22 protein-coding genes are annotated in these 25,127 nt (G+C 62.4%); 13 read left to right on the plus strand and 9 right to left on the minus strand.

Features of this window, described 5'->3' with window-relative positions:
- The first annotated feature begins 174 nt into the window (after positions 1–174).
- Positions 175–1,590 (plus strand): acetyl-CoA carboxylase biotin carboxylase subunit, encoded by a 1,416-nt coding sequence (locus IAE33_RS04895; RefSeq protein ID WP_028632847.1) that lies wholly within the window; start codon positions 175–177, stop codon positions 1,588–1,590.
- A gap of 97 nt (positions 1,591–1,687) precedes the next feature.
- The gene (gene oadA / locus IAE33_RS04900; RefSeq protein WP_201162575.1) at positions 1,688–3,496 is read left to right on the plus strand and encodes a sodium-extruding oxaloacetate decarboxylase subunit alpha; all 1,809 of its coding nucleotides are present in this window, start codon (positions 1,688–1,690) and stop codon (positions 3,494–3,496) included.
- Between the two features lie 103 nt (positions 3,497–3,599).
- Here the strand turns inward: oadA and IAE33_RS04905 are convergent, their stop codons facing one another.
- From IAE33_RS04905 to IAE33_RS04915, 3 genes are read right to left on the minus strand one after another with little or no spacing between them, the layout of a single operon-like run.
- Complete coding sequence (locus IAE33_RS04905; protein WP_201162577.1) at positions 3,600–4,271, minus strand: GNAT family N-acetyltransferase; 672 nt, start codon at positions 4,269–4,271, stop codon at positions 3,600–3,602.
- Positions 4,264–4,725 (minus strand): GNAT family N-acetyltransferase, encoded by a 462-nt coding sequence (locus IAE33_RS04910; protein WP_028632850.1) that lies wholly within the window; start codon positions 4,723–4,725, stop codon positions 4,264–4,266. The genes IAE33_RS04905 and IAE33_RS04910 overlap by 8 nt, the downstream gene beginning before the upstream one ends.
- A gap of 14 nt (positions 4,726–4,739) precedes the next feature.
- Positions 4,740–5,369, minus strand: coding sequence for an FMN-binding negative transcriptional regulator (locus tag IAE33_RS04915; RefSeq protein WP_201162579.1), 630 nt, complete (start codon positions 5,367–5,369; stop codon positions 4,740–4,742).
- Positions 5,370–5,458: 89 nt separating this feature from the next.
- Between IAE33_RS04915 and pdxR the strand changes: the two genes are divergently transcribed.
- The gene (pdxR, locus tag IAE33_RS04920) at positions 5,459–6,991 is read left to right on the plus strand and encodes a MocR-like pyridoxine biosynthesis transcription factor PdxR (protein ID WP_201162581.1); all 1,533 of its coding nucleotides are present in this window, start codon (positions 5,459–5,461) and stop codon (positions 6,989–6,991) included.
- A gap of 38 nt (positions 6,992–7,029) precedes the next feature.
- Here the strand turns inward: pdxR and IAE33_RS04925 are convergent, their stop codons facing one another.
- The 4 genes from IAE33_RS04925 to aspA all read right to left on the minus strand — a co-directional run bounded on the left by IAE33_RS04925 (position 7,030) and on the right by aspA (position 11,873).
- The gene (locus tag IAE33_RS04925) at positions 7,030–8,133 is read right to left on the minus strand and encodes an extracellular solute-binding protein (RefSeq protein ID WP_201162583.1); all 1,104 of its coding nucleotides are present in this window, start codon (positions 8,131–8,133) and stop codon (positions 7,030–7,032) included.
- The gene (locus IAE33_RS04930; protein ID WP_201162585.1) at positions 8,130–9,176 is read right to left on the minus strand and encodes a histone deacetylase family protein; all 1,047 of its coding nucleotides are present in this window, start codon (positions 9,174–9,176) and stop codon (positions 8,130–8,132) included. Before IAE33_RS04930 ends, IAE33_RS04925 begins: the two co-directional genes overlap by 4 nt.
- A gap of 131 nt (positions 9,177–9,307) precedes the next feature.
- The gene (locus IAE33_RS04935; protein WP_201162587.1) at positions 9,308–10,300 is read right to left on the minus strand and encodes an AraC family transcriptional regulator; all 993 of its coding nucleotides are present in this window, start codon (positions 10,298–10,300) and stop codon (positions 9,308–9,310) included.
- Positions 10,301–10,448: 148 nt separating this feature from the next.
- Positions 10,449–11,873: an aspartate ammonia-lyase gene (gene aspA / locus IAE33_RS04940; RefSeq protein WP_028632856.1), complete on the minus strand. Its 1,425-nt coding sequence runs from the start codon at positions 11,871–11,873 to the stop codon at positions 10,449–10,451.
- A gap of 182 nt (positions 11,874–12,055) precedes the next feature.
- On the opposite strand from aspA, the gene IAE33_RS04945 reads away from it, so the two are divergent.
- The 5 genes from IAE33_RS04945 to IAE33_RS04965 all read left to right on the plus strand — a co-directional run bounded on the left by IAE33_RS04945 (position 12,056) and on the right by IAE33_RS04965 (position 15,670).
- The gene (locus tag IAE33_RS04945) at positions 12,056–12,985 is read left to right on the plus strand and encodes a LysR substrate-binding domain-containing protein (RefSeq protein ID WP_028632857.1); all 930 of its coding nucleotides are present in this window, start codon (positions 12,056–12,058) and stop codon (positions 12,983–12,985) included.
- A 170-nt stretch (positions 12,986–13,155) separates the two neighbouring features.
- Positions 13,156–13,647, plus strand: a complete 492-nt coding sequence (purE, locus tag IAE33_RS04950; RefSeq protein WP_028632858.1) for a 5-(carboxyamino)imidazole ribonucleotide mutase — start codon at positions 13,156–13,158, stop codon at positions 13,645–13,647.
- 10 nt (positions 13,648–13,657) lie between these two features.
- Complete coding sequence (locus IAE33_RS04955; RefSeq protein ID WP_201162589.1) at positions 13,658–14,740, plus strand: 5-(carboxyamino)imidazole ribonucleotide synthase; 1,083 nt, start codon at positions 13,658–13,660, stop codon at positions 14,738–14,740.
- 108 nt (positions 14,741–14,848) lie between these two features.
- Positions 14,849–15,094 carry a GlsB/YeaQ/YmgE family stress response membrane protein gene (locus tag IAE33_RS04960; protein ID WP_028632860.1) on the plus strand — a complete coding sequence of 82 codons (246 nt, stop codon included), beginning with the start codon at positions 14,849–14,851 and terminating at the stop codon, positions 15,092–15,094.
- Positions 15,095–15,136: 42 nt separating this feature from the next.
- A complete protein-coding gene (locus IAE33_RS04965; RefSeq protein ID WP_201162591.1) occupies positions 15,137–15,670 on the plus strand; it encodes a DUF3299 domain-containing protein in 534 nt (177 codons plus the stop codon).
- 138 nt (positions 15,671–15,808) lie between these two features.
- On the opposite strand, the gene IAE33_RS04970 is transcribed toward IAE33_RS04965, so the two are convergent.
- Both IAE33_RS04970 and IAE33_RS04975 read right to left on the minus strand, forming a co-directional pair.
- Positions 15,809–16,705: a D-hexose-6-phosphate mutarotase gene (locus IAE33_RS04970; RefSeq protein ID WP_201162593.1), complete on the minus strand. Its 897-nt coding sequence runs from the start codon at positions 16,703–16,705 to the stop codon at positions 15,809–15,811.
- Between the two features lie 71 nt (positions 16,706–16,776).
- A complete protein-coding gene (locus IAE33_RS04975; protein ID WP_003253317.1) occupies positions 16,777–17,175 on the minus strand; it encodes an acyl-CoA thioesterase in 399 nt (132 codons plus the stop codon).
- Positions 17,176–17,537: 362 nt separating this feature from the next.
- On the opposite strand from IAE33_RS04975, the gene IAE33_RS04980 reads away from it, so the two are divergent.
- The 5 genes from IAE33_RS04980 (at position 17,538) to pstB (ending at position 25,003) form a co-directional block, all read left to right on the plus strand.
- Positions 17,538–18,827, plus strand: a complete 1,290-nt coding sequence (locus IAE33_RS04980) for an MFS transporter (RefSeq protein WP_201162595.1) — start codon at positions 17,538–17,540, stop codon at positions 18,825–18,827.
- Positions 18,828–18,956: 129 nt separating this feature from the next.
- Positions 18,957–19,955 (plus strand): phosphate ABC transporter substrate-binding protein PstS, encoded by a 999-nt coding sequence (locus IAE33_RS04985; protein ID WP_060480924.1) that lies wholly within the window; start codon positions 18,957–18,959, stop codon positions 19,953–19,955.
- A 135-nt stretch (positions 19,956–20,090) separates the two neighbouring features.
- Positions 20,091–22,379: an ABC transporter permease subunit gene (locus tag IAE33_RS04990; protein WP_201162597.1), complete on the plus strand. Its 2,289-nt coding sequence runs from the start codon at positions 20,091–20,093 to the stop codon at positions 22,377–22,379.
- Positions 22,380–22,450: 71 nt separating this feature from the next.
- Positions 22,451–24,067 (plus strand): phosphate ABC transporter permease PstA, encoded by a 1,617-nt coding sequence (pstA, locus tag IAE33_RS04995; protein ID WP_201162640.1) that lies wholly within the window; start codon positions 22,451–22,453, stop codon positions 24,065–24,067.
- 102 nt (positions 24,068–24,169) lie between these two features.
- Positions 24,170–25,003: a phosphate ABC transporter ATP-binding protein PstB gene (gene pstB, locus IAE33_RS05000; RefSeq protein WP_201162599.1), complete on the plus strand. Its 834-nt coding sequence runs from the start codon at positions 24,170–24,172 to the stop codon at positions 25,001–25,003.
- The last annotated feature ends 124 nt before the right edge of the window (positions 25,004–25,127 follow it).

Here is a 25,127-nt window from a genome sequence, read left to right on the forward strand (position 1 = left end):
GGCAATACCTTGTTACTTCACTATAAGCTTTTGCTAATACTGCCTCTAACAAATATTGATTTTTGTTTATCAACCTACAGCGCTAGGGTGAAAGTGCGACTGGCCAGCAACGCCTGGCCACGCGCCGACCGGTAGAACCGGCTCGACTGTTCCTACGGCTTTGGGAAGACTCCAGTGATAAAAAAAATCCTGATCGCCAACCGGGGTGAAATTGCGGTTCGGATCGTGCGCGCCTGCGCCGAGATGGGCATCCGCTCGGTAGCGATCTTTTCCGACGCCGACCGGCACGCCCTGCATGTGAAGCGCGCCGACGAAGCCCACAGCATTGGTGCTGAGCCGCTGGCCGGCTACCTGAACCCGCGCAAGCTGGTGAACCTGGCGGTGGAAACCGGCTGTGATGCGCTGCACCCGGGTTATGGTTTTCTGTCGGAAAACGCCGAACTGGCGGAAATCTGTGCAGAGCGTGGCATCAAGTTCATCGGCCCGGCCGCCGACGTGATTCGCCGCATGGGCGACAAGACCGAAGCGCGTCGCACCATGATCGCGGCGGGGGTACCGGTAACCCCGGGTACCGAAGGCAACGTGGCCGACATCCACGAAGCCCTCAGCGAGGGTGAGCGCATCGGTTACCCGGTGATGCTCAAGGCGACCTCCGGTGGCGGCGGGCGTGGCATCCGCCGCTGCAACAGCCGCGAAGAGCTGGAACAGAACTTCCCGCGGGTCATCTCCGAGGCCACCAAGGCATTCGGTTCGGCCGAAGTGTTTCTGGAGAAGTGCATCGTCAACCCCAAGCACATCGAGGCGCAGATCCTCGGTGACAGCTTCGGCAACGTGGTGCACCTGTTCGAGCGTGACTGCTCCATTCAGCGCCGCAACCAGAAGCTCATTGAAATCGCACCCAGCCCACAGCTCACGCCTGAGCAGCGCGCCTACATCGGCGACCTGGCCGTGCGCGCAGCCAAGGCAGTGGATTACGAGAACGCCGGTACCGTCGAGTTCTTGCTGGCCGATGGCGAAGTGTATTTCATGGAAATGAACACGCGGGTGCAGGTAGAGCACACCATCACTGAAGAAATCACCGGCATCGATATTGTTCGCGAGCAGATCCGCATCGCCTCCGGCCTGCCTTTGTCGGTGAAACAGGAAGACATCCAGCACCGCGGCTACGCGTTGCAGTTCCGGATCAACGCCGAGGACCCGAAAAACAACTTCCTGCCCAGCTTCGGCAAGATCACGCGTTATTACGCCCCCGGTGGCCCTGGCGTGCGTACCGACACGGCCATTTACACGGGCTACACCATTCCGCCGTTCTACGATTCCATGTGCCTGAAACTGGTGGTGTGGGCGTTGACCTGGGAAGAAGCCATGGACCGCGGCCTGCGGGCCCTGGACGACATGCGCGTGCAAGGCGTGAAGACCACCGCCGCGTACTACCAGGAAATCCTGCGCAACCCGGAATTCCGTAGCGGCCAGTTCAACACCAGCTTTGTCGAAAGCCACCCTGAACTGACCAACTACTCGATCAAGCGCAAACCCGAAGAGCTGGCCCTGGCCATCGCCGCCGCCATCGCCGCCCACGCCGGCATCTGAATGCAGGGGCAAGCTGCGAGCGGCACGCTGCAAGTAGAAGCGAATCAGCTTTTCTTGCGGCTTACCGCTACGAGCTTGCCGCTAAAAGGAGATAACAATGTCCAAGAAAATCCACGTAACCGATACGATCCTGCGCGACGCCCACCAGTCTTTGCTGGCGACCCGCATGCGTACCGAAGACATGCTGCCGATCTGCGACAAGCTCGACAAGGTTGGCTACTGGTCGCTGGAAGTCTGGGGTGGTGCCACCTTCGACGCCTGTGTGCGCTTCCTCAAGGAAGACCCCTGGGAGCGCCTGCGCAAGCTACGCGCCGCCCTGCCCAACACGCGTTTACAGATGCTGCTGCGCGGCCAGAACCTGCTGGGTTACCGCCACTACAGCGATGACGTGGTCAAGGCGTTCGTGGCCAAGGCTGCTGTAAACGGCATCGATGTATTCCGCATTTTCGACGCCATGAACGACGTGCGTAACCTGCGCGTGGCCATCGAAGCGGTCAAGGCGGCGGGCAAGCATGCCCAGGGCACCATCGCCTACACCACCAGCCCTGTGCACACCATCGAAGCCTTCGTGAACCAAGCCAAGCAGATGGAAGCCATGGGCTGCGACTCGGTGGCAATCAAGGACATGGCAGGCCTGCTGACACCGTTCGCCACGGGCGAACTGGTCAAGGCATTGAAAGCCGAACAGTCGTTGCCGGTGTTCATTCATTCCCACGACACTGCAGGCCTGGCTGCCATGTGCCAGCTCAAGGCTGTGGAAAACGGCGCCGACCATATCGACACGGCCATCTCCAGCTTTGCCTGGGGCACCAGCCACCCGGGTACTGAATCGATGGTCGCCGCGCTCAAGGGCAGCGAGTTCGACACTGGCCTAGACCTTGAGCTGCTGCAGGAGATCGGCCTGTATTTCTACGCCGTGCGCAAGAAGTACCACCAGTTCGAAAGCGAATTCACCGCCGTGGACACCCGCGTGCAGGTCAACCAGGTGCCGGGTGGCATGATTTCCAACCTGGCCAACCAGTTGAAGGAGCAGGGCGCCCTCAACCGCATGAGCGAAGTGCTCGCCGAGATCCCGCGTGTGCGTGAAGACCTGGGCTTCCCGCCGCTGGTCACGCCAACCTCGCAAATCGTCGGCACCCAGGCGTTCTTCAACGTGCTGGCCGGCGAGCGCTACAAAACCATCACCAACGAGGTGAAGCTTTACCTGCAAGGCGGTTACGGCAAGGCACCTGGCGTGGTGAACGAGCAACTGCGCCGCCAGGCCATCGGCAGCGAAGACGTGATCGACGTGCGCCCGGCCGACCTGTTGAAGCCGGAAATGGCCAAGCTGCGCACCGAGATCGGTGCCTTGGCCCGCAGCGAAGAGGACGTGCTGACCTTCGCCATGTTCCCGGACATCGGGCGCAAGTTCCTTGAAGAGCGCGAGGCCGGCACGCTCACCCCAGAAGCGTTGCTGCCCATTCCTGTGGCTGGCGCCGTCGCTGCCCCGGGTGGCGAGGGTGTGCCCACCGAGTTCGTCATCGACGTGCACGGTGAAACCTACCGGGTGGATATCACCGGGGTCGGCGTCAAGGCCGAAGGCAAGCGCCACTTCTACCTGTCGATTGATGGCATGCCCGAAGAGGTGGTGTTCGAGCCTTTGAACGAGTTCGTCGGTGGTGGCGGCAGCAAGCGCAAGCAAGCCAGCGCACCCGGCCACGTCAGCACCACCATGCCTGGCAACATCGTCGATGTGCTGGTGAAGGAGGGTGACACGGTCAAGGCTGGCCAGGCTGTATTGATCACCGAAGCCATGAAGATGGAAACCGAAGTGCAGGCGGCCATCGCCGGCAAGGTCGTGGCTATTCACGTGGCCAAGGGCGACCGCGTCACGCCCGGCGAGATCCTGATCGAAATCGAGGGCTGATACACGCCCGGGGCTGTAATGGTTTACCTCTGGGGAGCGCATGCTCCCCTTTTTTTCGGTCGCACGGCCTACCCCGAAGCGTGCAGGGCAGTGAAACCAACCCTCAGCCTCTACGGCACACTTCGAGCGTTTCAACCTGGCCTTGCGGTTGTTGGTTTGCATCCCCCAACCATCGCTCGAACCCTGCAGCCACCGCCGGCCATTCATCGTCGGTAATCGAGTACCACGCCGTATCGCGGTTGTGGTCTTTCACCACCAGATGCTTGCGGAACACCCCTTCGAAGGTGAAGCCGAAGCGCTCGGCCGCGCGCTTGGAGCGGGCGTTGGCGTTGTTGCACTTCCACTCCAGGCGCCGGTTGCCCAGTGCGAAACCCAGCTTGCCCAGCAGGTAAACCGCCTCGGTGCCTTTGGGGGTGCGCTGCATGGCCGCGCCGAAGGCGATGTGGCCTATTTCGATGCGGCCATGATCGGGCACGATCGACATCAGGCTGAGGATGCCCTGTGCCTGCCCGTTGCGGCGGTCGATGACGGTATAGAACAACGGGTCGGTACCGGCCGCATTGGCTTGCAGCCAGCGGTCAAAGGCACCGCGCTCGGTGAAGGGGCCGTAGGGCAGGTAATCCCAGAGGGAGGGGTCTGCCCCGGGGCCTTGCAGCACCTGCCACAGGTCATCGCCATGGCGCGCTGGGGCGAGCTTTTCCAGGCGCACGAAGCGGCCTTCGAGGGTGTCGGCCTTGGGTATCGCGGCCGGTTTCCAGTTCAAGGCATCAGTCATGGTTGCCCTCCAGCCCTTTGCGAAATTGGATGAAGCCAGAGCGTTCGGCCACCTGCTGGTACAGGCTGATGGCCGTGGCATTGGTTTCGTGGGTGAGCCAGTGCACCTTGATGCAGTTATCGGCCTTGGCCGCCGCATACACATGCTCGATCAAGCGGCGGCCGATACCCAGGCCGCGCTGGGCGCTGTCGACGTAGAGGTCCTGCAGGTAGCAGGCGTTCTCGATGCTCCAGTTGGAGCGGTGATAGATCCAGTTGACCATGCCGACAGCCTTGCCATCGGCCCAGGCCAAGGCCGAGTGGGTGGGCTCGTTGGGGTCGAGCAGGCGCTGCCAGGTGCTGAGGCTGACCGGGTCTGCCACCTCGGACTCGTAGAAGCACAGGTAGGCCTGCCACAGTTCAAGCCAGGCTGCATGGTCTTGGGCGGTTACAGGGCGCAGGGTAACGCTGGTCATGGGCGATGCCTTCCTTAGAGGTGGCGCATGTGCGCCGCCAGTTGGTTGTCGAGAGGGTCGGGGCTGGCGCTCAGTGCCTCACGCACGCCAGCAATGTCCTGCGGCGGGCGGTTCTGGCTGAGCTTGCGAGCACCTTGCATGCGGCTGATGGGCAGGCGCACGCCGACGATGGCCTTGAGCATGCTGGCCAGGTAATCAGCCGGTGCGTCGCTGACGCGCCAAGGCATGCTGGCGCCTTGTTCATGCAGGTCGGTGAGCCGGCTGACGATCGCCAGCAGCGGCTCGGGCTTGTGGATAACTTCGGCGGTGCCGTAGGCATGCACAGCCAGGTAATTCCAGGTAGGGACGACCTTGGGGTTGGCCTGCTTGCTGGGATAGAAACCGGGGCTAACGTAGGCATCGGCACCCGGGAACACCAGCAGCGCCTCGCTTGCCTGGGCCAAATCCTGCCATTGGGGGTTGGCCCGTGCCAGGTGGGCATACACGGTACCCAATTCACCTTCTGCCGTTTCGATCAGCACAGGCAGGTGGGTAGCCAGCAAGCCATGTGGGCCATGGGTGACCAGAATGGCCAGGCGTGTAGCCAGCATCGCTGTGTGCAACTGTGCAACATCGTGCTCTTGATGAGGCTTGCTGGAGTACATGCTCGGTTTCCTTATGCAATGGTGCCATCCTAGGCAGATGATTGGCTCCGGGTAAGAGCCATTACCTGCAAATTTCAAAGGTCCAATGCATGAGTGAAATTCGCCGCCCTCCGTTACCGTTCGACCCCACGGGCATCACCCTGGACCGTAGCCGTGGGCTGAGCCGGCAGTTGTACCAGGCGCTGCGGATTCGCGTGCTCGATGGCCGCCTTGGCAGTGGCACACGCCTGCCGGCCACTCGTGAACTCGCCGCCATGCTGGCCCTGTCGCGTAACAGCGTGGTGCGTGCCTATGATCAACTGTATGCAGAAGGCTACATCGAGAGCCGGGTTGGGGACGGTACCTACGTCAGCCAGCTGCCAAAACTGTCCACACAGTTGTCCACAGGGTTATCCCAGTGCTTATCAACAGGTTTATCCACAAAATCAACGTCTGACACTGATGATTTATCCAGTTCAGGCACCAGTAATGGGCCTTTGCAGCGGCTGAAAAATCATCACTTGGTGCCACCCCCGGAGGGCGCACCCAAGGCATTTCGTTTGGGCCTGCCTGCCTTCGACCTTTTCCCGTTCGGCGTCTGGGCCAAGCTGCAGGCGGGTTTCTGGCGTAACCCCGACCCTGCAAAGCTGGGCTACGGCAACCCTGCAGGTGAGCGTGAGCTGCGTGAGTTGATCGCGGCCTACCTGCGCAGTTCAAGGGGCCTTGTGTGCACTGCTGAACAAATTGTGATCACCAGTGGTGCGCAGCAAGCCATCAGCCTTTGTGCACAGCTGCTGTTGCAGCCGGGTGAGGCCGTGGCTGTGGAAAACCCGGGCTATCGCGCAGCGGGGCATGCCTTTGCGTTGGCGGGTGCGCGTTTGTACGGCGTGGCGGTGGATGAGGAAGGGGTCGCCTGCGATCAGCTTGAGCAATGGCCGGCGTGCCGCCTTGCCTATGTAACCCCGGCGCATCAGTACCCCACCGGCGTCACCATGAGCCTGGCCCGACGCCTGCAGTTGCTTGCCTGGGCGGAGCGCAATCAGGGCTGGATCATCGAAGACGATTATGATGGGGAATACCGCTACAGCGGTGCCCCCTTGGCTCCGCTTGCCGCCTTGGACACACAGGGGCGGGTGCTGTACGTCGGCACTTTTGGCAAGATTGCCTTCCCGGCGTTGCGCATGGGCTACCTGGTATTGCCCCCACCGCTGGCACAAGCGTTCGGGCAGGCCAAGGCGTTGGCTGTGCGCCATTCAGAAGTGAGTTCGCAATGTGTGATGGCGCAGTTCATGGCCCAAGGGCACTTCCAGCGGCACGTTCGCCGCATGCGCAAGGCCGCGCTCAGCCGGCGCAACATGCTCAAGGCCGGTTGGCCTGTGGATATTCCCGGTTTGGCAGCAATGCCCGACGTGTCGGCAGGGTTACACGTAAAGGTGGATGTGGATAACTTCGCCCGTGAGCAGGCTCTGGTTGCCAAAGCCCGTTCAGCCGGGGTCGAGGTGACGCCGCTCAGCAACTTCTGGTTGGGCGACAGCACGGTGCCTGTTGATAAGCGGGCAGGGCTGGTGCTGGGGTTCGCAGCAGTACCGGAAGGGGAGATCGCCGATGCGCTGATGCGCCTGCGCAGAGCGTGGCGAGCCTGAGACTCGCCACGGTTTCCCGCTCCCAAAGGCCCGCGCCGTCAGGTGCCGGACTTGATCCGCGTCCAGGCCCGTGTCCGCGCACGTTCAGCATCGCGAGCGAGCGGGGTGAGCGTATACAGCTTGGCCATGGCCTCTGCAGTCGGGTACAGGTTGGGGTTGTTGCGGATGGCAGGGTCCACTTTGTCGGTCGCATCCTTGTTCGGGTTGGGGTACCCGACAAAGTCGCTGATCGGCGCAATCACCTCAGGGCGCAGCAGGTAGTTGATGAACGTGTAGGCATCCTCGGGGTTGGCCGCGTTCTTCGGAATCGCCAGCATGTCGAACCAGATCGGCGCGCCTTCCTTCGGCAGGCGCATGTCCACGACCACGCCGTTCTTGGCCTCGCGTGCGCGGTTGGCGGCCTGGGAGAAGCTGCCGCTGTACCCGACCGCCACGCAGATATCGCCATTGGCGATGTCAGCCATGTACTTGGAAGAGTGGAAGTAGGTGATGTACGGGCGGATCTTCAGCAGCAGCGCCTGAGCCTTCGCGTAGTCCGCAGGTTTGTCGCTGTTGGGCGGCAGGCCCAGGTACTGCAGGGCCAACGGCAGGATTTCCGACGGTGAGTCGAGCAGTGCCACGCCACATTGCTTGAGCTTGGCGATGTTCTCTTCCTTGAAGATCAGGTCCCAGCTGTCTACCGGCGCGTTGTCACCCAGCGCCGCCTTGACCTTGGCCGGGTTGAAACCGATGAGTACGGTGCCGTACATGTAGGGCACTGCAAACTGGTTACCAGGGTCGTTGGCCTCGATCAGTTTCATCAGGGCCGGGTCAAGGTGTTGCCAGTTGGGCAACTTGCTGCGGTCCAGTGGCTGAAACACCCCGGCCTCAATCTGCTTGGCCAGAAACACGTTCGAGGGCACCACCACGTCATAGCCGGAATTACCGGTCAGCAGCTTGGCCTCAAGGGCTTCATTGGTATCGAAGATGTCATAGATCAGTTTCACGCCGCTGTCCTGCTGGAAGCCGGTCAGGGTCTGAGGCGTGATGTAGTCGAACCAGTTGTACACCCGCAGGGTGCGCTGTTCGGCCTGCGCGTGCAGTGCGCCGGCGAATAGCGATGCAGCGACCAACGGGGCGAGCAGGTGCTTTAGACGGATCATGGCCGGGCTCCAGGCTGGGCGCGCTGGAAGCCTTCCAGCACATTGACTGCGTTGATGCCGATTTCCTCGACGGCATAGCCACCTTCCATCACGAACAAGGTGGGCTTGCCCAGCTGGGCAATACGCTTGCCCATCTCCAGGTAGTCGGGGCTGTCGAGCTTGAATTGCGAAATGGGGTCATCCTTGAAGGTGTCCACACCCAGCGAGACCACCAGCACCTCGGCGTCGTAGCCGGCGATGCGCTGGCAGGCGTCTTCCAGGGCGGTGCTCCAGGCAGCCCAGTCACTGCCGGCAGGCAGGGGGTAGTTGACGTTGCAGCCTTCGCCTGCGCCCTCGCCGGTTTCATCGGCATAGCCCAGAAAATAGGGGAATTCGTCCTGCGGGTCGCCGTGGATCGATGCGAAGAACACGTCGCTACGGTGGTAGAAGATGTCCTGGGTGCCGTTGCCATGGTGGTAGTCCACGTCCAGGATGGCGACCTTGCGCCGGCCCTGGTCAAGAAACGCCTGGGCGGCGATAGCGGCGTTGTTGAGGTAGCAGTAGCCGCCCATGACCTCACCGGCCGCGTGGTGCCCTGGCGGGCGGCACAGCGCAAAGGCTGCGTGCGCGCCTTGCTGAATCGCCGCCTGGGCAGTCAGGGCAACCTGCGCAGCGCTGTAGGCGGCCTGCCAGGTGCCGGCGGTAATTGGGGCGCCGGCGTCGAAGCTGTAGTAGCCCAGTTCGCCGTGCAGGCCTGTGGGCTTTACTTGGCGCAGGGTACGGGCGGGCCAGGTAAACGGCAGCAGGTCGCCTTCCTGCCCCAGCGCGGCCCAGCGTGCCCAGGCGCCCTCGAAGAAGGCCAGGTATTCGGCACTGTGAACCCTCAGCAGAGGCGCCCGCCCATGGTCGGTGGGCGGCTGAATGGCGCCGAGGTTGCGCTTTTTGACCTGCTCCAGCACATGGTCGGCCCGCGATGGCATTTCGAAACAGGGCATCAGCTTGCCATCGATCAGCTCGCAGCGGCCATGGTGCAGGCGGTGGTCATCGGAATAGATCGTCAGCATTGTTGTTCTCCGGTAAGGACTGGCGTGGGCCAATTGTCACGGGCTGCCCAGTGCGCGAGAACGACCCAAATGGCCAAAAGGGGATCGATGTGGCCAAGTGCTGTGGCCTGTTAGGGCCTGCTACGCACACGTCAGCCGCGAAACTGGCTGGGTGCTACACCACTCCAGCGCTGGAACGCATGCCGGAAGCTGGCGGTTTCACTGAAGCCAAGGGCTTCGGCAATCCGGTAGATGGGCATTTGCTCGTCGGCCAGCAACTGCTTGGCCCGCTCGAAGCGCAACTCGTCGAGCAACTGTTGATAACTGCTACCCAGCGCCTGCAAATGGCGGCGCAGGGTGCGTGACGAGCAGTTCATTTGCCGGGCCAGCCCTTCCAGGCCGGGTGCTGCGGCCAGTTGTTGCGCCAGCAGGTGGCGGATCCGCCCAAGCCAGGCCTGCCGGCCGGTGAATTCCAGGTTCAGGCGCCGGCAACGCTCGCTCATGGCCTTGTGGGTAATGGGGTCGGCCAGCGGCAGCGGTGTATCCAGCCAGCGTTTGTCGAAGCCAAAGGCATTGCCTGCTGCGGCGAAGATGACGGGGCACTGGAAGGCATCGGTGTACAGGGCGTGATAAGCGGGCCGAGGATGTTCGAAGCGGGTGCCGACCAGTGGCAGGGTACGGCCCAGCAGGTCGTCGCAGATGACCTTCAGCGATACCAGGCAGAACTCTGCGTTGAACGCGCTCAGCGCCGGGCTATCGTGATAATCGCTGGCGATGAGCCAGATGCGCTGGCCGTCTTCCTGCAAGCGCAACTTGAAAACTGTTCCCAGCAGTGCCGGATATTGCAGGGCCAGGCGCAAGGCGTCACCCAAAGTGGCACTGGAGAGCAGGGCGTAACCCAGCATCCCGTAGCTGGACACATGCATGCGCCGGCCCAGTTCAAGGCCGATGTCCTGCCGCCTGGCCACGGCATTGGCACACACCTGCAGCTCTTGCTGGGTGGTGATACGGGCATCGGCATGCCCCAGGTCTGCCGGGCCGATGCCGCTGCCGGCCAGCAGCGCAGAGGCCTCGCAACCGTCTGCCTGGAAGACGTTGAGGATCAGCGAAACCGCATTCAGGGTGGTCAGGTGGCTGTGCAGCATGCTGGGCGATCCCGTCGGGCTGGAGCGCATTCCAGAGCAAGTTGCGTGCCGGTTCAGGCAAAAAAAAACCCAGGGCAAGCGCCCCGGGCTAGGTAAAGGTTGAGAGGTGTCTAGTCCCTCGACCTGGTGAGACTGTTTACAGCCGCGGTTACGCTTTCAGCGGAACCAGGCGGGGGGCGATCATGTTTTCCGGGCGCAGGATGTCGTCGAGCATCGCGTCGTCCAGCAGCTTCTCTTCGCGCACCAGTTCCAGCACGCCGCGGCCTGTTTCCAGGGCAACACGGGCGATACGGGTGGCGTTTTCGTAACCGATGTACGGGTTCAGTGCAGTGACCAGGCCAATGGAGTGCTCGACCAGTTCACGGCAGCGCTGTTCGTTGGCGGTGATGCCGACGATGCAGTGCTCGCGCAGCATGTCCATGGCGCGCTGGAGCAGGCGGATCGAGTCGAAGATCTTGTAGGCGATCAGCGGCTCCATCACGTTCAGCTGCAGCTGGCCACCCTCGGCCGCGACGGTCAGTGCCAGGTCGTTGCCCATGATGGCGAAGGCGACTTGGTTGACGGCTTCCGGAATGACCGGGTTGACCTTGCCCGGCATGATCGAGCTGCCTGGCTGGCGAGCCGGCAGGTTGATTTCGTTGATGCCGGTGCGTGGGCCGCTGGACAGCAGGCGCAGGTCGTTGCAGATCTTCGACAGCTTGACCGCGGTACGTTTGAGCATGCCCGAGAACAGTACGAAGGCACCCATGTCGGAGGTGGCCTCGATCAGGTCGGCGGCTGGCACCAGCGGCTGGCCGCTGATGGTTGCCAGGCGCTGCACGGCCAGGGCCTGGTAGCCAGGGTCGGCGTTGATGCCGGTGCCGATGGCGGTACCACCCAGGTTGATTTCGGTGAGCAGTTCCGGTGCCAGCGAGCGCAGACGCTGCAGGTCTTCGGTCATGGTGGTGGCGAAGGCACGGAATTCCTGGCCCAGGGTCATCGGTACAGCGTCCTGCAGCTGGGTACGGCCCATCTTCAGTACGTGGTCGAACTCCTTGCCCTTGGCGGCAAAGGCCTGGATCAGGCTTTCGAGGCTGGCCAGCAGTGCGTCATGACCCAGCAGCAGGCCCAGGCGGATGGCCGTGGGGTAGGCGTCGTTGGTCGACTGCGCCATGTTCACGTCGTTGTTGGGGTGCAGGTACTTGTACTCACCCTTTTGGTGGCCCATGGCCTCCAACGCGATGTTTGCGATGACTTCGTTGGCGTTCATGTTGGTAGAAGTACCAGCACCGCCCTGGATCATGTCCACCACGAACTGCTCGTGGTAGTCGCCCTTGATCAGGCGTGCACAGGCTGCGCTGATGGCAGCGTGCTTGGCATCGCTCAGGTGACCCAGCTCACGGTTGGCGTCGGCAGCTGCCTGCTTGACCATGGCCAGTGCCACGACCAGCTTGGGGTAGTGCGACAGCGGAACACCGGAGAGGTGGAAGTTGTTGGCAGCGCGCAGGGTCTGGATGCCGTAGTAGGCATCGGCTGGCACTTCAAGGGTACCCAACAAATCTTTTTCGACGCGGAACGATGCAGCGGAGGACATGATGTATATCATCTCGAGTTTGACCCGGCACATGCCGGAATGGCGCCAATCCTAGGCCTGAAGGGGTTTTTGCGGCCAATGCTGTTGCACGCTAACCTATGCACAAACGGCATAGGGATTGATGTGACGCCGATTGATATTCGAGCGTGGTCCATTTTGGTGCACGCCGGGAGATATGCTTCATGAACCTTGAAAGCAAATGGCTGGAAGACTTCAGTGCCCTGGCTGCCACGCGCAGTTTTTCCCAGGCGGCGGAACGCCGTTTCGTCACCCAGCCAGCATTCAGCCGGCGTATACGCAGCCTGGAGGCCGCCCTTGGCCTGCAACTGGTCAACCGGTCGCGCACGCCTATTGAACTGACCGAGGCGGGGCAGCTTTTTTTAGTTACCGCACGTACCGTTGTCGACCAGTTGAGCGAAATTCTGCGCCATTTGCATCATCTGGAAGGGGGGCAGGGCGAAGTGGTGCAGGTGGCTGCCGCGCACTCCCTGGCGTCAGGGTTTTTCCCTCGCTGGGTGGCGCAATTGCGCAATGACGGCCTGAATATCGCCACGCGCCTGGTTGCGACCAACGTCGGGGATGCCGTGCATGCCCTGCGTGAAGGGGGGTGTGACCTGATGCTGGCGTTCTACGACCCCGATGCAGCGCTGCAGATGGATGCCGAGATCTTCCCCTCGCTGCACATGGGTACCACCGAGATGTTGCCAGTGTGCGCGGTGGATGCTCAGGGCAAGCCGCTGTTCGACCTTGAAGGTGACGCCAGCGTGCCGCTGCTGGCGTATACCGCCGGGGCGTTTCTGGGGCGCTCGGTGAGTTTGCTGCTGCGTCAGCGCAACCTGCGTTACACCACTGTGTATGAGACGGCCATGGCCGACAGCCTGAAAAGCATGGCGCTCGAAGGCATGGGTATCGCCTGGGTGCCCCGGCTGTCGATGCGTGGCGAGCTGGAGCGTGGCGAACTGGTGATTTGTGGCGGCAGCCAGTGGCACGTGCCGCTGGAAATCCGCCTGTACCGCTGCGCGCTGGTGCGCAAGGCCAATGTCCGCCTGCTGTGGCGCAAACTGGAGGGCGCCACGGTTGACCTGAAAGTCAGCCAAAGCCCCGAAAAATAAGGCCGACAGTTGGTCGCCGGGGTGCCTTAACCGCACCTGCTTACGGTATACTGCGCGGCCTTCTGACCGGATGCGTCCGGTCCTGATCAGCAAACAAGCCACGCCGGTCGTCCCGCGTGGCTTGTTGTTTTTTGACGCGCCTGCGGGCGCACAAGCGAAGAGGCTCGACGATGAGTGCACTGGTTGGCGTGATCATGGGCTCCAAGTCCGATTGGTCCACCCTTAGCCACACCGCCGATATGCTGGAAAAACTCGGCATTCCCTACGAGGTGAAGGTGGTTTCCGCCCACCGTACCCCGGATCTGCTGTTCCAGTACGCTGAAGAGGCCGATGGCCGTGGCATCGAGGTGATCATCGCCGGTGCCGGTGGTGCCGCGCACCTGCCAGGCATGTGCGCCGCCAAGACCCACCTGCCGGTGCTGGGTGTACCTGTGCAGTCGTCGATGCTGTCGGGTGTCGATTCGTTGCTGTCGATCGTGCAGATGCCCGCTGGCGTCCCTGTCGCCACCCTGGCCATTGGCCGGGCCGGTGCAGTCAACGCTGCCCTGCTGTCGGCCAGCATCCTCGGTGCCAGGCACCCGCAGTTCCACGCCGCGTTGAAGCAGTTCCGCACGGAACAGACCGACACCGTGCTGGACAACCCAGACCCGCGTCAGGCTTGAGGCCCAACCCATGAAGATCGGTGTTATCGGTGGCGGCCAGCTGGGCCGTATGCTGGCTCTGGCGGGTACCCCGCTGGGCATGAACTTCGCCTTCCTCGACCCGGCGCCAGATGCCTGCGCCGCGCCGCTGGGCGAGCACCTGCGGGCAGACTACGGCGATCAGGAGCACCTGCGCCAGCTGGCCGACGAGGTCGACCTGGTCACCTTCGAGTTCGAGAGCGTTCCGGCCGAGACCGTGGCGTTTCTTTCGCAGTTCGTGCCGGTGTACCCCAGCGCCGAGGCGCTGCGCATCGCCCGTGACCGCCTGTTCGAAAAGAGCATGTTCCGTGACCTGGGCATCCCCACCCCGGCCTTCGCCGATATCCTGTCGCAGGCAGACCTGGACGCGGCAGTTGCCAGCATCGGCCTGCCGGCGGTGCTGAAAACCCGCACGCTGGGTTACGACGGCAAGGGCCAGAAGGTGCTGCGCACGCCCGAAGACGTCGTGGGTACGTTCGCCGAACTGGGCAGCGTGCCCTGCCTGCTGGAAGGCTTCGTGCCGTTCACGGGTGAAGTATCGCTGGTCGCCGTGCGCGCCCGCGACGGCGAAACGCGCTTCTACCCGCTGGTGCACAACACCCACGAGAGCGGCATCCTGCGCTTGTCGGTGGCCAGCCAGGTGCACCCGTTGCAGGCGTTGGCCGAGGATTACGTTGGCCGCGTATTGCAGCAACTGGACTACGTCGGCGTCATGGCCTTTGAGTTCTTCGAGGTGGACGGTGGCCTCAAGGCCAATGAAATCGCACCCCGGGTACACAACTCCGGCCACTGGACCATCGAAGGTGCCGAGTGCAGCCAGTTCGAGAACCACCTGCGTGCCGTCGCCGGCTTGCCGCTGGGCTCCACCGCCAAGGTGGGGGAGAGCGCGATGCTCAACTTCATCGGCGAAGTGCCTGCTGTGGATAAAGTGATCGCCATCGATGATTGCCACCTGCATCACTATGGCAAGGCGTTCAAGGTCGGGCGCAAGGTCGGCCACGCGACCCTGCGTTGCAGCGACATGGCTACCCTGGAGCGCAAGATCGCCGAAGTGCAAGCACTGATCGGCGAGTGATCACGCGCAGGTATCGAACTTCTGCAGGCGTCAGGCCCTCTGAAGAGGCAACACGTCAACGCGCACCCATGCGTTGACGTGCTTCATCTTCACTGCAGAGGGATTGCCATGGGCATCATCGGAACCATCTTCATCGGCCTCATCGTCGGCCTGCTGGCCCGCTTCCTCAAGCCGGGTGACGACAGCATGGGCTGGATCATGACCATCCTGCTGGGTATCGCAGGCTCGCTGCTGGCCACGTATGGCGGCCAGGCGCTGGGTATCTACCAGGCCGGGCAAGCGGCTGGCTTCTTCGGTGCACTGGTCGGTGCCATCATTCTTCTGGTGATCTACGGATTCATCAAGAAACGCTGAATTCTGGTTAGAATGCTCGGCAATTCTTCCGAGTTGCCGAGCATGCGTGCGTTTTTCCTCTTCCCCCTGTTGCTGGCCAGTGCCCTAGCCCATGCCGAGCTGCCCGAGACCGATTGGCTGGAGCTGATGCCCAAGTCGGACCAGAAGGCGCTCGAAGCGATGCCCGAAATCGACCACAACTCACCCGAAGCCATGGGGACCTTCACGGCCAAGGGCGGGATGAAGCAGAGCAAAGGCCTGCCTGCGGTGATGTATTCCACCAAGACCGTAGCGGCCATGAATGGCAAGGACATACGCCTGGGCGGTTACCCGGTGCCGTTGGAAAGCGACGCCAAGGGCAACAGCACGCTGTTTTTCCTGGTGCCATACCCTGGCGCGTGCATCCATGTACCGCCGCCCCCACCCAACCAGCTGGTGCTGGTGCGCTACCCCAAGGGGTTGAAGATCGACGATATCTACACACCGTTGTGGGTCAGCGGCAAGCTGAAGGTGGAAAAGGTCAGCAATGACCTTGCCGATGCCGCCTACGCCCTGGATGCGGGGAAAGTAAGAGTGGTGGTAGATGCGGACCTTTGATTGCCTGTGCGGGCCTCTTCGCGGGTAAATCGGATCGCCGCACCGCCGCTCCCACAAGCGCTTCATTCATTTCAAGTCTGATGCGGTAAGGGTGGGAGCGGGTTTACCCGCGAAGAGGCCCGCAGCCCACTGCAATATTCAGATCACTTCGCAACCGACCCTGAAGCCCAGCGAATGGCTCGCCCCCGGCTGCAACGTCACCACGTCATCCCACACATTGGCTGTTTCGATACACAGCATCCGCTGCCAGCCGTCATCGGCCATGTCTGGCAGTTCCCTGGCTCGGTCCGTCCAGGGGTTCCAGATAACGGCAGAACGTGAGCCGCTGCTAGTCAGGTTGATGCGCCGGTTCCATTGCGGGTCGACGATACTCAGCGTGTTCGGGGTGCCCAGGTAGATGCGGTCGGTTTCACCGGTAAACGTCAGGGCGCCTTGCTGTTGACGCTGCTCCCAGTCGGCCAGGGTTTCGATATACCCCAACCCTTCGACGCCTTCTACACGCGCCTGGCGTACATCGCTGACGGCAAGGTAGCTGTGCAGGGCCTGGCTGATGGTCACCGGGGTACTGCCAGTGTTGCGGCTTGTGAGCGTGAGGCCAAGGTCATTGCCCAACTGCACCACCAGTTTCAGCTCTACCTTGTGGGGCCAGCCGGGGAGCTGCCCCTGCGCTTCGGGCAATTGCAGCTCGATGCGCAGGCCCTCACCCGCTTCCTCGATACCCAGCAATTGCCAGTCGCGGGTGCGCGCCAGGCCGTGGGCAGGGGCTTGTTCACCCTGGTACATGGCCTGAACGGCAGTGGGATTTCGCTGCAGGTTGCCGAACCATGGCCAGCACACCGGCACCCCGGCGCGTACCGACTTACCCTGTCGGAAGATGGCCTGGTCGCTCAGCCACAGCAGCGGCGGTTCGCCGAGCCGCTGGTAGCTGAGGATCTGTGCGCCCTGCTGGGCGATCAGGAGTTCGGCGTGGTCACTGCTGATCCGCCAGCAGCTCAGTTCGCCATGTTGCTCGGTTACGACCTGGAAGGTAGCCATTGCATTCATCTCGTTGATTGCCAGTGGGCCTTGGACCCGGGCACAGGCAACGAGTTTACCGCCGGCAGGGCTCAGCGACGAGGGACGGAGCGGGTACGGCCACTGCCGTCGATGGCGACGAATACGAAGACGGCTTCGGTGACCTTGCGCCATTCGCTGGACAACGGGTCGTCACTCCACACCTCGACCATCATCTGGATCGAGCTGCGGCCGATCTCCAGGGTCTGGGTATAGAAGGACAGCTGCGCACCGACGGCGACCGGTACCAGAAACGCCATGCGGTCGATGGCCACGGTGGCAACGCGCCCACCGGCCACGCGGCTGGCCATGGCGGTGCCGGCCAGGTCCATCTGCGCGACCAGCCAGCCGCCGAAGATGTCGCCGAAGCCGTTGGTTTCGCGCGGCAGGGCCGTGATCTGCAAGGCCAGGTCGCCTTGGGGGATTGGATCTTCTTGTTCGAGCTCAATCATGCGGTGGGGCCTCTGACCCGTGACGCTTTTCGTTGGTGTGGCGCAAAGGCCGGGTAGACGATTCAGCTGACAACATACTACGCCGATTTCGTATAACGGGGCGGCCGTAGGGAAACTCTGCGAAACCGCCTGAGTATAGTGACCGGCGTTTTCGCACAACATCCCACGCTAGCAGCACACTTTTCCTACGAAACGCCAGTATATAGAGCATCATCCCAAGCGACGACCGTGCATTCGTGAATATCTGTATGGTTTTTGTATCGCTTTCGGCCTGGCCAGGCAATTTGCTATCTTCGCCTGTCCCCACATCAAGAAGCTGCATGCCAAGCGGCCCGCACGCCTTATAAAGAGAACGCCCCGCAATGACTTCCGTGCCCAGTAGTATCGAGCAGGCCCCACGGCCGCTGACCCGCAATGACTACAAGACCCTTTCGCTGTCTGCATTGGGCGGGGCGCTGGAGTTCTACGACTTCATCATTTTCGTGTTCTTCGCCACCGTGGTGGGCAAGTTATTCTTCCCTGCCGACATGCCGGAGTGGCTGCGCCTGATGCAAACCTTCGGCATCTTTGCCGCAGGTTACCTGGCGCGCCCGCTGGGCGGCATCATCATGGCCCACTTCGGCGACCTGCTGGGGCGCAAGAAGATGTTCACCCTGAGCATCTTCATGATGGCCTTGCCCACGCTGATCATGGGCCTGTTGCCTACTTATGCGCAGATTGGCTTGTGGGCGCCGATTCTGCTGTTGCTCATGCGCGTCGTGCAGGGTGCAGCCATTGGTGGCGAGGTGCCTGGCGCCTGGGTATTCGTGTCCGAGCACGTACCCGCCCGCAACACTGGCTATGCCTGCGGCACGCTCACCGCCGGCCTGACGGCGGGCATTCTGCTCGGTTCGCTGGTGGCGACGCTGATCAACAGCGTGTACAGCGTGGAGGAAGTCGCCGATTACGCCTGGCGAATCCCGTTCCTGCTCGGTGGCGTGTTCGGCCTGTTCTCGGTTTACCTGCGCCGTTGGCTGCATGAAACCCCGGTATTCGCCGAGATGCAGCAGCGCAAGGCACTGGCCGAAGAGCTGCCACTGCGCGCCGTACTGCGCGACCACCGCGGCCCGATCCTGCTGTCGATGCTGCTCACCTGGCTGCTGTCAGCCGGCATCGTGGTGGTCATCCTGATGACACCAGCGCTGCTGCAGAGCCTCTACCACATCAGCCCCACCGACTCGCTCAAGGCCAACAGCCTGGCCATCGTGCTGCTCAGCGTCGGCTGTATCGGCGCGGGCAGCCTGGCTGACCGGTTTGGCGCGGGCCGGGTGTTCGTGGTCGGCAGCCTGCTGCTGCTGGCCAGCTCCTGGACGTTCTACCACAGCCTGCCCACCCGGCCTGAGCTGCTGTTCCCGCTGTATGCGCTGACCGGCCTGTGCGTGGGGGTGATCGGCGCGGTGCCGTATGTGATGGTCAAGGCGTTCCCGGCCGCTGTGCGTTTCAGCGGCCTGTCGTTCTCGTACAACGTGGCCTACGCGATCTTCGGCGGGCTCACCCCGATGGCGGTGACCGGCTTGCTGAAAGTCAGCCCGATGGCGCCTGCCTATTATGTAGCGGTGTTGTGCGGGGTAGGGCTGGCAGTGGGGGTGTATCTGCTTGCCAACAAGCGCTGATGAAGGGGCAGGTTGCAATGATGGCATTTCATCCAACTGTCACAATCGGGTCATATGCTGTTCATGCGAGCTGCTGATACTGGGCCCCGTTCCACTGCTGCATACCCCTATTCCTGCTAGGAGCAAGGCATGAAACTGAAGCGTTTGATGGCGGCCCTCACCTTTGCCGCCGCTGGCGTTGCAACCGCCAACGCGGTAGCTGCTGTCGACCCTGCAATCCCGACCTACACCAAGACCACCGGTGTTTCGGGCAACCTCTCCAGCGTTGGTTCCGATACCCTCGCGAACCTGATGACCTTGTGGGCCGAGGCCTACAAAAAGGAATACCCGAACGTCAACATCCAGATCCAGGCTGCTGGCTCCTCCACCGCGCCACCTGCGCTGACCGAAGGCACCGCCAACCTCGGCCCGATGAGCCGCAAGATGAAGGACGTGGAGCTGCAGGCGTTCGAGCAGAAGTACGGCTACAAGCCAACTGCCATCCCTGTGGCTGTCGACGCCCTGGCCGTGTTCGTGCACAAGGACAACCCGATCAAAGGCCTGACCATGGCCCAGGTTGACGCAATCTTCTCCTCCACCCGCCTGTGCGGCGCCAAGGCTGACATCAAGACCTGGGGCGACGTGGGTGTAACCGGCGACCTGGCCAACAAGCCAATCCAGCTGTTCGGCCGCAACTCGGTTTCCGGCACCTACGGCTATTTCAAGGAAGAAGCCCTGTGCAAAGGCGACTTCAAGCCTAATGTGAACGAGCAGCCTGGCTCGGCTTCGGTGGTGCAGTCGATCAGCTCGTCGCTGAACGGCATCGGCTACTCGGGTATCGGCTACAAGACCGCCAGCGTGAAGACCGTAGCCCTGGCCAAGAAAGAAGGCGGGGAGTTCATCGAAGACAACGAGACCAACGCCCTGAACGGCAGCTACCCGCTCTCGCGCTTCCTGTACGTCTACGTCAACAAGGCGCCGAACAAGCCGCTGGCGCCGCTGGAAGCCGAGTTCGTCAAGCTGGTGCTGTCGCAGGCCGGTCAGCAGGTGGTGGTGAAGGACGGCTACATTCCGCTGCCCGCCAAGGTGGTCGACAAGACCCTGGCTGACCTGGGCCTGTCCCACGCCGGTAATGTTGCCAAGCAGTAATTGACCGATGAAGGGGCCGGGGTAAACCGGCCTCTTTCACCACTCCCAGCCCGAAGCCAGGCTTACTGTGCGTCGGGCTTCCGTGCGTCATCGCATTGTCATGTTTTTGTCATACGGGACCGCTAGGGTGTGCCCATGAATGATCTGGCCAACTCCACAATGACCCAAAATTCCCAGCCTGTGCGCATTGATTTCAATACGCCGGAGCTTCAACGCAAGCGGCGCATTCGCGCTTTGAAGGACCGCCTGACCCGCTGGTACGTACTGGTGGGCGGGCTTGCTGTGCTGGCCGCCATCACGTTGATCTTCTTCTACCTGGCCTACGTGGTGCTGCCGTTGTTCCAGGGCGCCGAGCTGACCAAAAAGCAAGCCCTGGCGCCGGCCTGGCTGCAGCAGGATGCCGGCAAGCCGCTGATGATCGCACTTGAAGAGCAGAACCTGGTTGGAATGCGCGTTTCGGACAAAGGCCAGGCGCTGTTCTTCGACACCAAGACGGGTAATGAACTCAAGCGTGTGGACTTGCCCGTGCCCACCGGCACCCAGGTTACATCCATTGGTGCCGACCAGCCGGGCAGCCCGGTGGTGGTATTGGGCCTGTCCAACGGCCAGGCGCTGGTGTTCCACCACAGCTACAAGATCACCTACCCGGACAACCACAAGACCATCACCCCCGGCATCGACTACCCGTATGGGGAACAGCCCTTTGTGCTGGACGAGCAGGGCCGTGGGCTGGACCACGTCAGCGTCAACGTCAATGGTGATACCCTGCTGCTGGCCGGCTCGACCGGGGCCCAGTTGCAGGTACTGGCGCTGACCCGTAGCGAAAACATGATGACCGGTGAGGTCACCACCGAGCAGAACCGTATCGCCCTGCCGCAAATGACCGAAACGGTGAAGAACATCTTCATCGACCCCCGTCAGCAGTGGTTGTACGTGATCAACGGCCGCGCCAGCGCGGACGTGTTCAGCCTGCGCGACAAAAGCCTGAATGGCCGCTACAAGCTGTCTGAAAACGCCGGCACCGAAGTGACCGCGACCACCCAGCTGGTCGGTGGCATTTCGCTGATCGTGGGTAACTCAGAAGGCGGCCTGGCCCAGTGGTTCATGGCCCGCGACCCGGATGGCGAGTCGCGTTTCAAACAGATTCGGACGTTCCAGATGGGCACGGCGCCTATCGTGCAGATTGACGCCGAGGAGCGCCGCAAGGGCTTCATCGCCCTGGATGCAGACGGCAAGCTGGGCGTGTTCCACAGCACCGCACACCGCACCTTGCTGGTGGAACCCGTAGCCCCTGGCGCGGGTATCCTCGCCCTGTCGCCCCGGGCCAACCGCATCATCATCGAAGAAGCGGGCAAGCTGCTGCCGCTGAGCCTGCGCAACCCGCACCCAGAGGTATCCTTCAGCGCGCTGTGGGGCAAGGTGTGGTATGAAAACTACGATGAGCCCAAGTACGTATGGCAGTCGACGGCTTCGAACACCGACTTCGAGCCCAAGCTCAGCCTGTCTCCGCTCACCTTCGGTACGCTGAAGGCGGCGTTCTACGCCATGATCCTGGCGGCCCCGCTGGCCATCGCTGCTGCCATCTATACGGCCTACTTCATGGCCCCGGGCATGCGCCGCAAGGTCAAGCCGGTGATCGAGCTGATGGAAGCCATGCCCACGGTCATTCTCGGGTTCTTCGCCGGCCTGTTCCTGGCGCCGTACCTGGAAGGTCACCTGCCAGGCGTGTTCAGCCTGTTCCTGCTGATGCCGCTGGGCATCTTGCTGGCAGGGTTCACCTGGAGCAGGCTGCCCGAGTCCCTGCGCCTGCGTGTGCCCGATGGCTGGGAAGCCGCGATCCTGATCCCGGTCATTCTGCTCACCGGTTGGTTCGCCCTGACCATGAGCCCGCACCTGGAAAGCTGGTTCTTCGGCGGCGACATGCGGTTGTGGATCACCAACGACCTGGGCATCACCTACGACCAGCGCAACGCCATGGTGGTGGGCATCGCCATGGGCTTTGCGGTTATCCCGAACATCTACTCCATTGCCGAAGACGCCGTGTTCAGCGTGCCACGCAGCCTCACCCTGGGCTCGCTGGCCCTGGGTGCCACGCCCTGGCAAACCCTGACCCGCGTGGTCATCCTCACCGCCAGCCCGGGTATCTTCTCGGCGCTAATGATCGGTATGGGCCGGGCGGTAGGCGAAACCATGATCGTGCTGATGGCCACTGGCAACACCCCAGTGATGGAAATGAACCTGTTCGAGGGCATGCGCACCCTGGCGGCCAACGTGGCCGTGGAGATGCCGGAGTCGGAAGTCGGCGGTAGCCATTACCGGGTGCTGTTCCTGGCCGCCCTGGTGCTGCTGATGTTCACCTTCGTCATGAACACCTTGGCCGAGCTGATTCGCCAGCGTCTGCGCAAGAAATACTCGTCGCTTTGATAGAAAGGTAGCGATCCGTGAAAAAGGATTCCCTCAAAGGCTGGTTCAAGAGCGGCGCCCCCGGCGTATGGATGAGCGGCGGCGCGGTGGCCATGGCGGTGATCATGACCGTCGGGCTGCTGGCGGTCATTGCCGTACGCGGGCTGGGCCACTTCTGGCCGGCAGACCTGGTTCAGGCCACCTACAAGGTGCCGGGCCAGGTGCAGCAGACGGTCATCGGCGAGGTGGTGCAGCAGGAAGAAGTGCCGCGTGCGCGCCTGAAGGGCGCCGGCCTGCCGGTGCCCGACCAGGGCCCGGAGTTCATGACCCGCGAGTTGATCAAGGTAGGTAACCGCGACCTCAACGGCAGCGACTTCACCTGGGTGGTGGGCGAATGGCTGGTCGATGAAAAACGCCCGTCCGAGCTGATGGCCCTTGAGCGTCGCGAGTGGGGCAACTTCTACGGCTACCTGGTCAGCGTCAAGGAAGAAGGCCGCGTGGTCGCCCAAGGGCCCGCTGCCTGGGGTGAGCTGCAGGCTCGCTTGCAGCGCGCCAACACGCTCAACAGGCAGCTGCAGGCGCTGGAAAAGAAAGACATCGGCGCCATCAACCATGGCCTGGAACGTCTGCGCCTGCAGGCCCGCAAGCTTGAGCTGGAAGGCAAGCTGGACGCCGCGGCCCAGGCTGACATGGACGCAGACCGGGCCGAGCTGAACAGCCGCTACAAGGCCGTGGAAGAGCGCCTGACCGGCCTGCACCAGGCCTTCGCCCGCGACAGCCTGGTGGCGCGTGATGGCAATGGCCGGGAGGTTGAAATCAACCTGAGCAAGGTGGTGCACGCCATCCAGCCCAACGCCATGTCCGGCTTCACCAAGCTGGGCACCTACTTCGGTAAAGTCTGGGAATTCCTCAGCGACGACCCGCGTGAAGCCAACACCGAAGGCGGGATTTTCCCGGCTATCTTCGGCACCGTGATGATGACCCTGATCATGGCGGTGATCGTCACCCCGTTCGGTGTACTTGCGGCGGTGTACCTGCGTGAGTACGCGCGCCAGGGCCCTGTGACGCGCCTGATTCGCATCGCGGTGAACAACCTGGCCGGTGTGCCGGCGATCGTCTACGGTGTGTTCGGGCTGGGCTTTTTTGTCTACGTGCTGGGCGGGTCGATCGACCGCCTGTTCTTCCCAGAGGCCCTGCCGGCACCTACCTTGGGTACGCCCGGCCTGCTGTGGGCATCGCTGACCCTGGCGCTGCTGGCGGTGCCAGTGGTGATCGTGGCCACGGAAGAAGGGCTGGCACGCATCCCGCGTACGGTACGTGAAGGCTCGCTGGCGCTGGGCGCCACCAAGGCCGAGACGCTGTGGAAGATCGTCCTGCCCATGGCCAGCCCGGCCATGATGACCGGCATGATCCTGGCGGTGGCACGCGCTGCCGGTGAAGTCGCGCCGCTGATGCTGGTAGGTGTAGTGAAGCTGGCGCCCTCGCTGCCGGTGGATGGCAACTATCCATACCTGCACCTGGACCAGAAGATCATGCACCTGGGCTTCCATATCTACGACGTGGGCTTCCAGAGCCCCAACGTGGAGGCGGCCCGCCCGCTGGTGTACGCCACCGCGCTGTTGCTGGTGCTGGTGATTGCGTCGCTGAACCTTTCGGCAGTGTGGATTCGTAACCACCTGCGCGAGAAGTACAAGGCGCTCGACAGCTAATTCAAGCCTTAAGCCACAAGCGGCAAGCTTCAAGCTGATTGCCGCTTTGCTCAAACTTGCAGCTTGCAGCGCGAAGCTTGCAGCTTCGAATGGAGTGAGACGATGCAACACGATAATCACGCCCACGGCATCGACATGTCTGCCTTGGGCCGCGACAAGCAGAGCCTGCGCCTGGCCGAAGAAACGGTCGCCATCGAAGTACCGGGCCTGAGCCTGTTCTACGGTGACAAACAGGCCCTGTTCGATGTCAGCCTGAACATCCCCAAGCAGCGCGTCACCGCCTTCATTGGCCCGTCAGGCTGCGGCAAGTCCACGCTGCTGCGCACCTTCAACCGCATGAACGACCTGGTCGACGGTTGCCGGGTAGAGGGTGCAATCAACCTCTACGGCAACAACATCTACCGCAAGGGCGAAGACGTGGCCGAGCTGCGTCGCCGGGTGGGCATGGTGTTCCAGAAGCCCAACCCGTTCCCCAAGACCATCTACGAGAACGTGGTGTACGGCCTGCGCATTCAGGGCATCAACAAAAAGCGCGTGCTCGATGAAGCCGTGGAGTGGGCGCTGAAGGGCGCTGCGTTGTGGGATGAGGTGAAGGACCGCCTGCACGAATCGGCGCTGGGTTTGTCCGGTGGCCAGCAGCAGCGCCTGGTGATTGCCCGTACCATCGCCGTCGAACCCGAGGTACTGCTGCTCGATGAACCTTGCTCGGCGCTGGACCCGATCTCGACGCTGAAAGTCGAAGAGCTGATCTACGAACTGAAAGCCAAGTACACCATCGTCATCGTCACCCACAACATGCAGCAGGCCGCGCGGGTATCGGACTACACGGCGTTCATGTACATGGGCAAGCTGGTGGAGTTCGGCGACACCGACACCCTGTTCACCAACCCTGCGAAGAAGCAGACCGAAGACTACATCACCGGTCGCTACGGCTAGCAGCGGCAAGCAGCAGCTAGCTGCAAGCGGCAAGCGGCAAGCGGCAAGCGGCAAGCTGCAAGTCAAAGCGGCTGCGGCTAGCACTGAGCTAGTGAACAACACGAACTACTTGAAGCTTGCAGCT

The sequence above is a fragment of the Pseudomonas sp. S60 genome (assembly GCF_016647865.1).
GTDB classification, from domain to species: domain Bacteria; phylum Pseudomonadota; class Gammaproteobacteria; order Pseudomonadales; family Pseudomonadaceae; genus Aquipseudomonas; species Aquipseudomonas parafulva.

Bases quoted from the DNA above. Each gene is read 5' to 3' on its own strand.
- oadA (WP_201162575.1), top strand. From the start codon at position 1,688: ATGTCCAAGAAAATCCACGTAACCGATACGATCCTGCGCGACGCCCAC.
- pstA (WP_201162640.1), top strand. From the start codon at position 22,451: ATGAGCGGCGGCGCGGTGGCCATGGCGGTGATCATGACCGTCGGGCTG.
- IAE33_RS04935 (WP_201162587.1), bottom strand. From the start codon at position 10,300: ATGCTGCACAGCCACCTGACCACCCTGAATGCGGTTTCGCTGATCCTC.
- IAE33_RS04965 (WP_201162591.1), top strand. From the start codon at position 15,137: ATGCGTGCGTTTTTCCTCTTCCCCCTGTTGCTGGCCAGTGCCCTAGCC.
- IAE33_RS04975 (WP_003253317.1), bottom strand. From the start codon at position 17,175: ATGATTGAGCTCGAACAAGAAGATCCAATCCCCCAAGGCGACCTGGCC.
- IAE33_RS04925 (WP_201162583.1), bottom strand. From the start codon at position 8,133: ATGATCCGTCTAAAGCACCTGCTCGCCCCGTTGGTCGCTGCATCGCTA.
- IAE33_RS04970 (WP_201162593.1), bottom strand. From the start codon at position 16,705: ATGGCTACCTTCCAGGTCGTAACCGAGCAACATGGCGAACTGAGCTGC.
- IAE33_RS04930 (WP_201162585.1), bottom strand. From the start codon at position 9,176: ATGCTGACGATCTATTCCGATGACCACCGCCTGCACCATGGCCGCTGC.
- IAE33_RS04905 (WP_201162577.1), bottom strand. From the start codon at position 4,271: ATGACTGATGCCTTGAACTGGAAACCGGCCGCGATACCCAAGGCCGAC.
- IAE33_RS04945 (WP_028632857.1), top strand. From the start codon at position 12,056: ATGAACCTTGAAAGCAAATGGCTGGAAGACTTCAGTGCCCTGGCTGCC.
- purE (WP_028632858.1), top strand. From the start codon at position 13,156: ATGAGTGCACTGGTTGGCGTGATCATGGGCTCCAAGTCCGATTGGTCC.
- IAE33_RS04915 (WP_201162579.1), bottom strand. From the start codon at position 5,369: ATGTACTCCAGCAAGCCTCATCAAGAGCACGATGTTGCACAGTTGCAC.
- pstB (WP_201162599.1), top strand. From the start codon at position 24,170: ATGCAACACGATAATCACGCCCACGGCATCGACATGTCTGCCTTGGGC.
- IAE33_RS04960 (WP_028632860.1), top strand. From the start codon at position 14,849: ATGGGCATCATCGGAACCATCTTCATCGGCCTCATCGTCGGCCTGCTG.
- IAE33_RS04990 (WP_201162597.1), top strand. From the start codon at position 20,091: ATGAATGATCTGGCCAACTCCACAATGACCCAAAATTCCCAGCCTGTG.
- pdxR (WP_201162581.1), top strand. From the start codon at position 5,459: ATGAGTGAAATTCGCCGCCCTCCGTTACCGTTCGACCCCACGGGCATC.
- aspA (WP_028632856.1), bottom strand. From the start codon at position 11,873: ATGTCCTCCGCTGCATCGTTCCGCGTCGAAAAAGATTTGTTGGGTACC.
- IAE33_RS04980 (WP_201162595.1), top strand. From the start codon at position 17,538: ATGACTTCCGTGCCCAGTAGTATCGAGCAGGCCCCACGGCCGCTGACC.
- IAE33_RS04985 (WP_060480924.1), top strand. From the start codon at position 18,957: ATGAAACTGAAGCGTTTGATGGCGGCCCTCACCTTTGCCGCCGCTGGC.
- IAE33_RS04910 (WP_028632850.1), bottom strand. From the start codon at position 4,725: ATGACCAGCGTTACCCTGCGCCCTGTAACCGCCCAAGACCATGCAGCC.
- IAE33_RS04955 (WP_201162589.1), top strand. From the start codon at position 13,658: ATGAAGATCGGTGTTATCGGTGGCGGCCAGCTGGGCCGTATGCTGGCT.